The organism is Nocardiopsis sp. NPDC055551, from assembly GCF_053619415.1.
Map to the genome: position 1 here is coordinate 427,129 of NZ_JBSHJJ010000002.1, position 12,991 is coordinate 440,119.

Here is a 12,991-nt window from a genome sequence, read left to right on the forward strand (position 1 = left end):
CGGTCACCGGCCGTGGGTGAGGGAGGTCTACAGTCCCGAGGCCCGCTCGTACAGGTGCCGGGCCTCGGAGCCCAGCCGTGGCCCGTACTGGATGGTGCGGTCGTCGGCGTACTTGAAGCTCACCACCGAGGCGATGTTCCCCTGCCCGGTGGACGGGTCGAAGTCGGCGAACCACGGTCCTCCGCTGGACCCCTGGGTCATGGAGCAGCGGACCCCGTTGGCGGTGGTACCACCGGTGTCCGGGACCGTCCGGCCCGAACAGTAGTGCAGGTTCTTGCCGTCGAAGGGTGAGGCGGACGGGTAGCCGAACGTGTACACCTGCACGCCCTGGTTCACCCGATCCTCGGTCCAGGTGTCGAAGGAGAGCCGCTGGGACCCGACCCGCTCCTGAACGGTGGTGGAGTCGGCCTCGTTGAGCACGACCATCGCGAAGTCGTAGCTGTCGTCCGCCTCCTTCGCCCACTTGGGGGAGACGATCAGGTCGCGGGCGGTGAACTTGCCGTGGGGGGCGTCACCGTCGTCGTGACCGGGCACGAAGGTCCAGTTGCGGGCCCAGGCGCCCTTTCCGTCCTTGGCGCAGTGACCGGCGGTCACCAGGGTGCTCTCGTTGGCGGAGTCCACGACGGAGGCCGAACAGGTGAAGTCGCGCCCGTCCATGGTCAGGTACACCTTGCCGGTGGTGCGGGTGACGAGTCCGCCGTCGTTCCAGGTCTCGCCCTCGCTGTCGGGCCGGGCGGCCTGCGGTTCCACGGCGTCGTCGGTGGGGGCCTGGAGCGTGGGCTCGGTGATCTCCAGGGCGGAGTCGACCAGGGCGGTGATGGGTCGCGCGGCGGCCATGCGCTCGTCGGTCCAGTAGTCGAGGATCTCGGCGTGCTGGTCCTGGGTGACCGCGCCGGCCTGGTGGGCCACCCCGTCCACTCGGGTGGTGGGCGAGTGGCCGGCCTGGGTGACGGCCGACGTGGGTGCGGGAAGATTGTCGATCATCGCCAAGCCCGCGAGGGCGACGGTGGCGGCGGCCAGCGGGGCGATGACCTTGTATTTGGTGGACGAGGTCATGGCCCGATCTTTGCACACTCGCGGTTATCGAATGGCTACTTTGGGTTTGTGTCCTCGGTTTTTCGGGAAGAAGGCCCGGACGCCCTCGGCGGAGGGCGTCCGGGCCGCCGATTCGGAAACGGTCCCGCCTTATCGGGTGAAGGGGATGCTCACCTGAGTGGGCGTCTCCTCGGGAGAGGTCACCTCGACCCTGTTCCCGGTCCGGCTCTCCGCGGTGTAACGGGCGTCGCGGCTGTCCACCACGACCGCCAGTCGATGCCCGGCCGGAACGTCCCACACCACCGAGGACAGCTCGGTCTCCACCGTCACGGGCTCACCCGGGGTGGCGTCGCGCAACGTGTAGGGCGCGTGGCTCAGCAGCGAGCCGGTGCCCCGGTCGTTGATCGCGTACAGGTACACGAACACCGACTGGTCGGCGGCGGTCGGAGTGACCGTGAACGTCACCTCGGGGGTGCCGGCCACGCGTGCGCCGTCGGGATAGGTGGGGCTGGTCCACACGGCCGCCCGGTACCGGTCCACGGTGGGCAGCAGGACCCCGGTGGGAACGTCGAAGAACTGCTGGAGCGCGCCGGAGAGCAGCACGGTGCCGCTCTCGGCGGTGCTGCCGACCCCGGTCCGGAAGTCGTAGTCCCAACCGGTCTGCGGCTCCGCCTCCATCGCCCCGGTGCTCTGCCAGCGCAGCCAGTCCTTGCTGGGCTCGCCGAGGTAGTACTCATCGGTGTCGGTGGTCACCGACGGCCAGTCGGCGTGCGAGGACCACTCGCTTCCGTTGTTGGGCTTGACGAGCACGGGCTGCTCGGTGTCGATGCCGTTGTCCTCGCCCTTGAGGTGGTGGTCGAACCAGCGTCCCAGGTCCTCCCAGACCTCGTTGGGCAGGCCGAACGCGCCGAACGCCTCGGCGGTGGCGTGGTCGCCGGGGGTGAGCATCATGCGCTTGGGGCCGGAGAGCTCCTCGTAGAAGTCGGCCATGTGCCCGACGGGGAACATGCCGTCGTTCCAACCGTGCGCGATCATCACGGCGGTTCCGTTGGCGTTGAGCCGATCCACCTTGGTGCTCGCGGAACGGTCCGGGGCCATCTCCAGGATGGGGTCGACGTTGCCGCCGCGGTACTCGTGCTCGACCTCCCGGAGTAGTTCACCGGGACGCCCGACCAGGTTGCCGGCGAGGAGCAGTAGTTCGGCGGACTGTACGTCGATGGTCTCGTTCGGGTAGAGGGAGGCCTCCAGGTCGGCCCAGCCGCTCATGGAACCGACGACCTTGACCCGCTCGTCCTCGGCGGCGGTCAGCAGGCTGATGCCCGCGCCGTAGGAGATGCCGGCCATGCCGATGCGGTCGGCGTCGGAGTCGGTGTTGGCCAGGGCCCAGTCGATGACGGCACTGGCGTCGGCCCGGTCCTCGGGGCCGGCGACCTCGATGCCGCCGCCGGAGTCCCAGAAGCCGCGCGAGCTGTAGGTGACGACCTGGTAGCCGGACTCCTCGGCCAGCTTCTTGGCGGCGCCCACGTAGAGGAGGTGCGGGGTGCCCCAGGCGGACGGCATGACCAGCAGCGGGTGCGGGCCCTCCACGCCGGTGGGGGTGATCACCTTGGCCTTCAGCTCGGTGCCGTCGTGGCTGACGATGGTCTCGTAGCCGATCGTGGAGCCGACGCTCTGCGCGGCGGCGGGGGCGGGGGAGAGGAGCGCGGCGGCCAGGACTGACGCCACGAGGATGGACAGGATCCGGGGGAGCGCGCCGCTCAGGGCGCCTCTGGGGGTGGGGGTCATTCGAAACCTCGAAGGGGGAGGGGCGGGGAGGCTCCGATGGGTCGCGCCGGCGCCATCGGGGGAGGGTCGGGGTGCGTGTTCGGTCGTGCCCGACCGTGCTCGGCGTCACTTTCTACTGTGGCGTAACTTACTCACCGGTTAAGTTAGGCGAACGACGTTCCCGTGTAAAGCCCCGGCCGTCTCCCCGACGTTTCCGCGTTGTCCACAGGCCCCCGACGCCGATCCGAGAATTGGGCGACAATGGAGGGGTGCGAGAAGAACAGCAGCGAACAGTAGTGATCCTCGGGTCCACCGGTTCCATCGGTACCCAGGCCATCGACATCGTCCAGCGCAACCCCGAACGTTTCCGCGTGGTGGGTCTGGCCGCCGGCGGTGGGAGGGTGGACCTGCTCGCCAAGCAGGCCGTGCGGCTCGGCGTCGAACGAGTGGCCGTGGCCGATGAGTCCCGAGCGGCCGAGCTCACCCGCCTGTTGACCGAACAGGGCTCCTCCGCCCAGGTGCTGACCGGTGGTGAGGGCGTGGCCGCGCTGGCCGGGAACCCCTGCGACGTCGTCCTCAACGGCATCACCGGGGCCCTGGGGCTGGAGTCCACGCTCGCCGCGCTGCGCGCCGGCGCCACCCTGGCCTTGGCCAACAAGGAGTCCCTCATCATCGGCGGTCCGCTGGTGCGCGACCTGGCCGCACCCGGCCAGATCGTCCCGGTCGACTCCGAGCACTACGCCCTCGCCCAGTGCTTCCCGTACCGACCAGAGGGCGAGCTCACCAGCCCCGCCCAGGGTCTGGTCCGCGCCGAGCTCTCGGAGGTGCGGCGCCTGGTCGTCACGGCCAGTGGCGGGCCCTTCCGCGGCCGCCGGGCCGAGGAACTGGCGAACGTCACGCCCGAACAGGCGTTGAACCACCCCACCTGGAGCATGGGACCGGTCATCACCGTCAACTCCGCCACCCTGGTCAACAAGGGGCTGGAGGTGATCGAGGCCAACCTGCTGTTCGACGTTCCCTTCGATCGCATCGACGTGGTCGTCCACCCGCAGTCGATCGTGCACTCGATGGTCGAGTACGTGGACGGCACGACCCTGGCCAAGGCCAGCCCGCCCAGCATGATGATCCCCATCGCATACGGCATGAGCGCCCCGGAACGCGTCCCGGACGCCGCCCCCGGCATGGACTGGACCAAGGCGCAGAGCTGGACCTTCGAGCCGCTCGACCACGAGGCCTTCCCCGCGGTGCGCATCGCGGCCGAAGTCGGTGTAGCCGGCGGCACCGCCCCGGCGGTGTACAACGCGGCCAACGAGGAGGCGGTCGACGCGTTCCTGCGTGGGAACCTCGCGTTCCCGGCGATCATGGACACCGTGTCCCGGGTAGTCTCGGAACACCAGCGGACGGATCGGCCGGGTTCCACGCCCCTGACCCTGGACGACGTCTACGCCGCAGACACCTGGGCCCGAACCCGCGCTCGCGAACTGCTCGCCCGCGGCTGAGGACCGACCTGGCTTGAGGAGAGATACATGGTCGTGCTGTTGACCGTGGTCGGCATCATCCTGCTCGTCCTGGGACTGCTGTTCTCGATCGCCTGGCATGAGCTCGGCCACATGGCCACGGCCAAGATGTTCGGCATCAAGTGCACCGAGTTCATGGTCGGGTTCGGAAAGACCCTGTGGTCCACCCGCAAGGGCGAGACCGAGTACGGCATCAAGGCGGTGCCACTGGGCGGGTTCGTGCGGATGGTCGGGATGCTCCCGCCCGCCCGCCGTACCGAGGACCAGGGCGCCCGTAAGATGTCGCGCTGGCGGGCCCTGGCCGAGGACGCCCGCGAGGCCTCCTACGTGGAGTTGTCCCCCGAGGACGAGGACCGTCAGTTCTACCAGCGTTCCCCGTGGAAGCGGCTGATCGTCATGTTCGCCGGCCCGGGCATGAACCTGGTGCTGGGAACGGTGCTGCTCGGCGTGCTCTTCATGGGCATCGGTGTGTACCAGGACACCAACGAGGTCGGTGTCGTCAACGAGTGCGTGGTCCCACAGAGCGCCTCCATCACCGAGTGCACCGACGACCTGCCGGCCACCCCCGCCCACGAGGCCGGGCTGCTGCCGGGTGACGTCGTGGTGTCCGTGGGCGGTACCGACACCCCCGACTGGGCTTCGGCCAGCCGTGAGATCCGGGTGTCGGACGGCCCCACCGAGTTCGGCATCGAACGCGACGGCGAAGAGCTCACCACCGAGGTGGACATCGTCCAGAGCGAGCTGCCCGCCCGCGACCAGGCCGGTGAGATCGTCTACGAGACCGACGAGGACGGCGACAACGTCTACGACGAGAGCGGCCGTCGGATCCCGGCCGTGGAGACCGTCGGCTTCCTGGGCATCCACTTCGCCAAGGAACGCGGCACGCTCACCGTGGCCGAGTCCGCCGGTGAGGTCGGCGAGATGCTGGTCGGCGTCGGTCAGGCCATCGTGGCGCTGCCGAGCAAGGTTCCCGAGGTGTTCGGCGCGGCCTTCCTGGGCGAGCAGCGCACCGAGGACTCTCCCGTGGGCATCGTCGGTATCTCCCGCATCGGCGGCGAGATCATGTCGCAGGGTCTGCCCCTGGTGGACACCGCGGCGATGATGATCAGCATCCTGGCCGGCGTCAACTTCTTCCTGTTCGCCTTCAACATGGTGCCGATCCTGCCGCTGGACGGCGGGCACATGGCCGGGGCGCTCTGGGAGTCCATCAAGAGGTGGACGGCGCGTCTGTTCAAGCGGCCCGACCCGGGCCCGGTGGACATCGCGCTGCTCACCCCGGTGGCCTATGTCGTGGTGGTGTGTTTCCTGGTGTTCAGCGTGATCCTGCTCGTGGCGGATCTGGTCAATCCGGTCATGCTGTTCGGTTGAACGGTGTGAGTGCCACCACGAGAGGCCGAGCACCGGCTCCGGGGCGGGTAACCTTGGACGAGCGTTCCGGGAACGACGGCAACGGCCCTGGCCGACCGGACGGAGCACCCGAACGTGGATCCGGGCGCCGCCGCGCCCTTCTCACGAACCGCGACATCAATTGCCGCCGTCCCTTTCCGGTGGCAGACGAGGTGAATCAAGCGTGACCGTCGATCTCGGTATCCCCGTCACCCCTCCGCGTCCTCTGGCCACGCGCCGCGAGACACGGCAGATCATGGTCGGGAACGTCCCCGTGGGCGGGGACGCTCCGGTGTCCGTGCAGTCGATGACGACCACCCGCACCTCCGACATCAACGCGACCCTGCAGCAGATCGCCGAGCTCACCGCCTCGGGTTGCCAGATCGTCCGTGTGGCCGTGCCCACCAACGACGACGCCGACGCGCTGCCGATCATCGCCAAGAAGTCGCAGATCCCGGTGATCGCGGACATCCACTTCCAGCCCAAGTACGTGTTCGCGGCCATCGACGCGGGCTGCGCGGCGGTACGCGTCAACCCGGGCAACATCAAGAAGTTCGACGACAAGGTCGCCGAGATCGCCAAGGCCGCGAACGACGCGGGCACCCCGATCCGCATCGGCGTCAACGCCGGTTCGCTCGACAAGCGCCTGCTGGCCAAGTACGGCAAGGCCACCCCCGAGGCCCTGGTGGAGTCGGCACTGTGGGAGTGCTCCCTGTTCGAGGAGCACGGTTTCCGCGACATCAAGATCTCGGTCAAGCACAACGACCCGGTCGTGATGGTCAACGCCTACCGTCTGCTGTCGCAGGCCTGCGACTACCCGCTGCACCTGGGCGTCACCGAGGCCGGTCCGGCCTTCCAGGGCACGATCAAGTCCTCGGTGGCCTTCGGCGCGCTCCTCTCGGAGGGCATCGGCGACACCATCCGCGTCTCCTTGTCCGCGCCGCCGGCCGAGGAGGTCAAGGTCGGCAACCAGATCCTGGAGTCGTTGGGTCTGCGTGAGCGCGGTCTGGAGATCGTCTCCTGCCCGAGCTGTGGTCGCGCCCAGGTGGACGTGTACACGCTGGCCGAAGAGGTCACCGCGGGCCTGGAGGGCATGGAGGTGCCGCTGCGCGTGGCCGTCATGGGCTGCGTCGTCAATGGTCCGGGTGAGGCGCGCGACGCCGACCTGGGTGTGGCCTCCGGCAATGGCAAGGGCCAGATCTTCGTCAAGGGCGAGGTCATCAAGACCGTCCCCGAGTCCAAGATCGTGGAGACCCTCATCGAGGAGGCCCTGCGCATCGCCGAGGAGATGGGCGAGGCCGGCGTGGAGGGTGAGCCCAGCGTGTCCGTGGGCTGACGCCACCTTCTCCCCGAGTGCTTCGCGAAAGGGGGAGCGCGGTCGAACACCGTGCTCCCCCTTTCGCGTGCTCGGGGTCGGGGGCGTCAGACCGTGTGTCGTGCGTCACGTGGCGGTGCGTTTTCTTGTCCCGGTGCGCATGAATGCCCTGCGAAAACCCGACAAACGCAATGAATGTGGGTCATGTTACTCAGGCAACACCATTAACGTTGCCTAGGGCACATTTCGGGAGACCCCCACCGTGCCGATCCCACTGATCAGCGAGGAGACAATTCGTGGTGGAGCAGAAGACACCCGCGCGGGTGGGCGCGGGCGTGCCCACGCTTGGTCGACGCCTGTCCAGGCGCAAGCCGGTCGAGAAGTTGGTGGCCGAGACCGAGAGCGGGCACGGGCTGCGCCGCACGATGGGCTTTTGGCAGCTGTCCATGATCGGCATCGGCGCCACTCTGGGCACCGGCATCTTCGTCGTCCTCGGTGAGGCCGTCCCGATCGCCGGTCCCGCCGTCATCCTCTCGTTCGTCCTGGCCGGCGTCACCGCGCTCTTCTCCGCCCTGGCCTACGCGGAGATGGCCGGGATGATCCCCGCGTCCGGCTCCGCCTACTCGTACTCCTACGCCACGATGGGCGAGTTCATGGCCTGGGTGTGCGGCTGGTGCCTCATGCTCACCTACGGGGTCTCGGTGGCCGCCGTCGGCGTCGGCTGGGGGCAGTACATCGACGAACTGCTTCAGCTGACCACCGGGCTGTCGATGCCCGAGGCGTTCCTGGTCGGCCCCCTCGAAGGCGGGCTGATCAACCTGCCCGCCGCCATCGTGGTGCTGCTGTCGATGTTCGCCCTGCTGGTCGGGGTCAGGGAGAGTACCCGCGCCAACGCCGTCATGGTCGCCGTCAAGGTGGCCGTGCTGGTCATGTTCGTGGCCATCGCCGTCACCGCGGTCCAGGACGGCAACTTCGCCCCCTTCATGCCCATGGGCATGGCGGGAGTCTCCGCCGCGGGCGCCACCCTGTTCTTCTCCTACATCGGCTTCGACTCCGCCTCCACCGCCAGCGAGGAGGCCAAGAACCCGCAGCGCGACCTGCCTCGCGCCATCATGTTCTCGATGATCGTGGTCACCGCGATCTACTGCCTGGTGGCGTTCAGCGCCGTGGGTGCCATCAACTGGACCGAGTTCGTCGAGGGGCGGACCTCCCTCGCCGGCATCCTCACCGTCGTCACCGGCACCCCGATCTGGGCGGTCATCTTCGCCGCCGGCGCCGTCCTGGCCCTGGCCAGCGTCGTGCTGGTGGTCCTGTACAGCCAGACCCGCATCCTCTACGCGATGTCGCGCGACGGCCTGATCCCCAAGGCCTTCTCCAAGGTCGACGCCAAGGGCACCCCGCGCGCCAACACCGTCATCACCTCGGTGCTCATCGCGCTGCTGGCGGCGCTCGTCCCGCTGGGTCCGCTCGCCGACGCGACCGCCATCGGCACGCTGTTCGCCTTCGCCCTGGTCAACGTGGCCGTCCTGGTGCTGCGCCGGAACCGCCCCGACCTCAAGCGTGCCTTCCGGATGCCCGGCGCTCCGGTGACCCCGGTCCTGGGTGTCCTGGCCTGCGCCTACCTCATGTTCAGCATGTCGCTGAGCGTATGGATCGCCTTCGGCGTCTGGTTGGCGCTGGGGCTGGCGATCTACTTCGGCTACAGCATGCGTCGCTCGGAGCTGGAGCGGGAGGACACGGTCGAAGTCAACGCTTGACCGGCCCGTTCGCGCATCGATCCGTCGTCGAAACGGCATAACTCGCAACGGAACGTCGTTTCGGCGCACGGATCCGACGCCTTGTCGCGCCTAGAGTGGACGCGGTCCGAAGACGATCCACCAGGGAGGACGGACGATGCCGAACCCACTGCGGGTCGCCCTCGACCAGGGCACCGGACGCAGCGGCGACACCGACTCCGCCCTCCGCCGGCTCCAGGAGAGCGCCCGTGCCGCCGCGGCGCGGGGCGCGGACCTCTTGGTGACCCCGGAGATGTCCCTGACCGGTTACAACATCGGTGCCAGGGTCCGGGAACTGGCCGAACCCGCCGACGGCCCGCTCTTCGAGGCGGTGGCCCGGATCGCCGGCGACTCCGGGGTGGCCGTGGTCTACGGTTTCGCCGAACTCGCCGACGGTCGGGTGTACAACGCGGTGCGGCTCGTGGACTCCGACGGGGTCTCCCGCGCGCTCTACCGCAAGACGCACCTGTTCGGTGACCTGGACCGGAACCTGTTCGACCCTGGCGAGGAACTCGTCGTCCAGGCCGACCTCGACGGCCACCGGCTCGGGTTCATCGTCTGTTACGACGTGGAGTTCCCCGAGATCGTGCGGGCCCACGCGGCGGCCGGTACGACCCTGCTGATCGTGCCGACCGCCCTGATGGCGCCCACCACCTCGGTCGCCACCCTCCTGGTGCCGGCCCGGGCCATGGAGAACCAGATCCATCTCGCCTACGTGAACCGTTGCGACGCCGAGGGCGAGCTCGACTACGTCGGGCTGAGCACCCTGGTCGGCCCGGACGGCGTCGAGCTGTCGCGCGCCGGCCCCACCGAGGAACTGCTGGTCGGCGACGTCGACCCGACCGCCGTCGAGGCCGCGCGCACCGAGCCGTTCTACCTGCGTGATCGCCGTATCGACCTGTACGGCCGCTGAACCCACCACCGCGTCACCACCCCAGCCCCAGTGAAGGAGGGCCTTCATGACGTCCGCCGTGCCCACGTCCGCCGGTGCCGCCCCGCAGGGTGAGCGGCCCCTGAACATGTGCGGGCCCGACTTCCCGTTCGCCTACGACTCCTACCTGGACCACCCGGCCGGGCTGGGCCAGGTGCCCGCGGAACACCATGGCACCGAGGTCGCCGTGATCGGCGGTGGGCTGTCCGGCATCGTCACCGCCTACGAGCTCATGAAGATGGGCTTGAAACCGGTGGTCTACGAGGCCGACCGGATCGGTGGTCGTCTGCGCACCGAACGCCTGCCCGGCGCTCCCGAGGACGTGGTGGCCGAGATGGGCGCCATGCGGTTCCCGCCGTCCTCCACCGCGTTCTGGCACTACGTGAACCGCGTGGGTCTGGACACCACCGCCTTCCCGAACCCGCTCACGCCGGCCACCCCGAGCACCGTCGTGGACCTCAAGGGCAGGACGCACTACGCCACCGATCTGGACGACCTGCCCGAGGTCTACCGCGAGGTCGCCCGGGCCTGGGACCGGACCCTGGAGAGCGTCGACCACAGCCGCATGCAGAAGGCGATCCGTGAGCGCGACGTCGCCGTCCAGAAGGAGATCTGGAACCGGCTCGTCGAGAAGCTGGACGACCAGACCTTCTACGGTTTCCTGTGTCAGGCCCCGGGCTTCTCCTCGTTCCGCATGCGGGAGATCTTCGGCCAGGTGGGCTTCGGTACCGGCGGCTGGGACACCGACTTCCCGAACTCCATCCTGGAGATCCTGCGGGTCACCTACACCGGTGCGGACGACGACCACATGAGCATCGTCGGCGGGGTCGACCGACTGCCGCGACGCCTGTGGGAGGACACTCCGGACAAGCTCGTGCACTGGGCGACGGGCACCTCCCTGGCCTCGCTGCACGAGTCCGGCCCGCTCCCGGCGGTCACGGCGCTGCGTCGCACGGCCGTCAAGGGACGCCCCGGCGGCAACGTCACCGTCACCGACGCCTCCGGTTCCACCCGCACCTACCCGGCGGCGGTCTTCACCGCGCAGTCCTGGGCGCTGCTGTCCAAGGTCGACTGTGACGAGGACCTGCTGCCCATCGACCACTGGAACGCCCTCGAACGGACCCATTACATGGAGTCCTCGAAGCTGTTCGTGCCGGTGGACCGCGCCTTCTGGCGGGACAAGGACCCCGAGACCGGCCGGGACGTCATGAGCATGACGCTCACCGACCGGATGACCCGCGGCACCTACCTGCTGGAGGGCGCGGACCCCGAGGGCCCCGCCGCGATCTGCCTCTCGTACACCTGGTGCGACGACTCGCTCAAGTGGCTGCCGCTGTCGGCCAACGAGCGACTGGAGGTCATGCTGGCCTCGTTGGGCAAGATCTACCCGGGCGTGGACATCCGTTCGCACGTCACCGGAGACCCCGTCACGATCTCCTGGGAGGACGAGCCCTACTTCATGGGCGCGTTCAAGGCGAACCTGCCCGGTCACTACCGGTACCAGCGACGTCTGTTCACCCACTTCCGTCAGGACGACCTGGAGGAGCGCCACCGCGGCCTGTTCCTGGCCGGGGACGACATCTCCTGGACCGCCGGTTGGGCCGAGGGCGCCGTTCAGACCGCCCTGAACGCCGTGTGGGGCGTGATGCACCACCTCGGCGGCACCGCCGACCCCACCAACCCGGGCCCGGGTGACCTGTTCGACGAGCTGGCCCCCGTCGCCCTGCCCGAGGACTGATCCACGCGTCCATCCGACGGAAGGAGGGCCCTGGTCCGCGTTCCCCACAACGCGGACCGGGGCCCTTTTTCCGCTCCCGGAACACCTGCGATAGGTTGCGGGCGGCCGGGAGCCCCCGATGTCTCGGCCGCATGCCCACCGAGATGAGGAAGTGCCCATGGTCATCAAACGTCTGCTCGCCGGTATCGGATTCGGTGGGGCCTCGGTGGAGACCTCACTGGACTCCTCCGTGACCGTTCCGGGCGGCTCTCTTCAGGGCACCGTCGTCATCGCGGGCGGTGACGTCGAGCAGAAGGTGGAGCAGCTCACGATCGGCCTCCAGGCCCGGGTCGAGACCGAGGTGGGCGACCACGAGGTCGACAGCGCCATGGAGTTCCACCGAGTGCGTCTGGGCGAGGGCGTGGCCCTGGTGCCGGGGCAGCGCTTCGAGGTGCCCTTCGAGCTCTTCGTGCCCTGGGAGACCCCCATCACGACCCACCGCGGTCGTCATCTGCGGGACATGAACCTCGGCGTGAACACTCGTCTGCACGTGGCCAAGGCGGTCGATCCCGGGGACCTGGACCCGGTGGCCGTGCAGCCCCTTCCCGCGCAGGCCGCGATCCTGGACTCGCTGTTCTCCCTCGGGTTCACGTTCAAGCACGCCGACCTGGAGCGCGGCCGCCTGGCCAGGACCCGGCAGCGACTGCCCTTCTACCAGGAGATCGAGTTCCGCTCTCCCCGTCGCTACCGGGGCCTGAACGAACTGGAACTGTCCCTGGTCACCGACGAGCACGGCATCGACGTGGTGCTGGAACTGGACAAGAAGCCGGGACTGCTCTTCTCCGAGGGCCGCGACACCTACCACCGCTTCAGCGTGAGCCACCACGAGGGCGCCGGTCGTGACTGGTCGGGGCACCTGAACCAGTGGATCGACTCCCTGGCGGGCCGTAGAGGCCTCTTCTAGGTCTGATCGGCGGTACCGGCGAGGATGGGCTGGTCGACCAGGCGGGACAGCACCAGGGTGCTCTTGGTGCGCACCACGAAGGGTTCGGCGCCGATGCGCTCGATGACCTCTTCCAAGTGGTGGGTGTCGCGGGCGCGGACCTGGACCAGGGCGTCGGCGTCGCCGGTGACGGTGCACGCCGAGGTGATCTCGGCGTAGCCCGTCAGACCCTTGCGGATCTCGGTGGGGGAGGTGCGGGCGCGGCAGTACAGCTCGATGAACGCCTCGGTGGTCCACCCGATCGCCTTAGGTTCGACCACGACGGTGAAGCCGCGCACGGCGCCCGACTCGACCAGCCGATCCACCCGGCGCTTGACGGCGGAGGGGCTGAGACCGACCTCTCCGCCGATCTCGGCGAAGCTCATCCGTGCGTCCGCGCCGAGTATCGCGATGATCCGCTCATCGACACGATCAAGCCGCATTGCGCCCCTTTGTCACCATCTGAAACGACCAGGGCACATCTTACCGTCGGCATGCCAGGGTGGGGTCCGTGTCGCTTCCCATTGTCACGCTCGGTAACAGAGAGAATGCGCTAGAAGGTTCAAAGG

At 68.7% G+C, this 12,991-nt stretch carries 10 protein-coding genes; 7 read left to right on the forward strand and 3 right to left on the reverse strand.

Annotated elements, in window-relative coordinates; all coding sequences use genetic code 11:
• Positions 1-27: 27 nt before the first annotated feature.
• Positions 28-1,056, reverse strand: a complete 1,029-nt coding sequence (locus ACWGSK_RS05700) for a trypsin-like serine peptidase (RefSeq protein WP_358513790.1) — start codon at positions 1,054-1,056, stop codon at positions 28-30.
• A gap of 129 nt (positions 1,057-1,185) precedes the next feature.
• On the reverse strand, positions 1,186-2,820 hold the full coding sequence (locus ACWGSK_RS05705) for a CocE/NonD family hydrolase (RefSeq protein WP_452455299.1): 1,635 nt from the start codon (positions 2,818-2,820) through the stop codon (positions 1,186-1,188).
• A 275-nt stretch (positions 2,821-3,095) separates the two neighbouring features.
• Between ACWGSK_RS05705 and dxr the strand changes: the two genes are divergently transcribed.
• From dxr to ACWGSK_RS05740, 7 genes are all read left to right on the forward strand, one after another.
• The gene (dxr, locus tag ACWGSK_RS05710) at positions 3,096-4,298 is read left to right on the forward strand and encodes a 1-deoxy-D-xylulose-5-phosphate reductoisomerase (RefSeq protein ID WP_452455364.1); all 1,203 of its coding nucleotides are present in this window, start codon (positions 3,096-3,098) and stop codon (positions 4,296-4,298) included.
• A gap of 27 nt (positions 4,299-4,325) precedes the next feature.
• Positions 4,326-5,684, forward strand: a complete 1,359-nt coding sequence (locus ACWGSK_RS05715; RefSeq protein WP_358513794.1) for a M50 family metallopeptidase — start codon at positions 4,326-4,328, stop codon at positions 5,682-5,684.
• A gap of 202 nt (positions 5,685-5,886) precedes the next feature.
• Positions 5,887-7,038 carry a flavodoxin-dependent (E)-4-hydroxy-3-methylbut-2-enyl-diphosphate synthase gene (ispG, locus tag ACWGSK_RS05720; RefSeq protein ID WP_358513796.1) on the forward strand — a complete coding sequence of 384 codons (1,152 nt, stop codon included), beginning with the start codon at positions 5,887-5,889 and terminating at the stop codon, positions 7,036-7,038.
• A gap of 275 nt (positions 7,039-7,313) precedes the next feature.
• The gene (locus ACWGSK_RS05725; protein ID WP_358513798.1) at positions 7,314-8,774 is read left to right on the forward strand and encodes an amino acid permease; all 1,461 of its coding nucleotides are present in this window, start codon (positions 7,314-7,316) and stop codon (positions 8,772-8,774) included.
• 136 nt (positions 8,775-8,910) lie between these two features.
• On the forward strand, positions 8,911-9,705 hold the full coding sequence (locus ACWGSK_RS05730) for a carbon-nitrogen hydrolase family protein (RefSeq protein ID WP_358513800.1): 795 nt from the start codon (positions 8,911-8,913) through the stop codon (positions 9,703-9,705).
• Positions 9,706-9,751: 46 nt separating this feature from the next.
• Positions 9,752-11,461: a flavin monoamine oxidase family protein gene (locus ACWGSK_RS05735; protein WP_452455300.1), complete on the forward strand. Its 1,710-nt coding sequence runs from the start codon at positions 9,752-9,754 to the stop codon at positions 11,459-11,461.
• A gap of 157 nt (positions 11,462-11,618) precedes the next feature.
• A complete protein-coding gene (locus tag ACWGSK_RS05740) occupies positions 11,619-12,404 on the forward strand; it encodes a sporulation protein (RefSeq protein WP_452455301.1) in 786 nt (261 codons plus the stop codon).
• On the opposite strand, the gene ACWGSK_RS05745 is transcribed toward ACWGSK_RS05740, so the two are convergent.
• On the reverse strand, positions 12,401-12,865 hold the full coding sequence (locus tag ACWGSK_RS05745) for an Lrp/AsnC family transcriptional regulator (RefSeq protein ID WP_358513806.1): 465 nt from the start codon (positions 12,863-12,865) through the stop codon (positions 12,401-12,403). The two genes, ACWGSK_RS05740 and ACWGSK_RS05745, sit on opposite strands and share 4 nt — an antisense overlap.
• Positions 12,866-12,991: the final 126 nt, after the last annotated feature.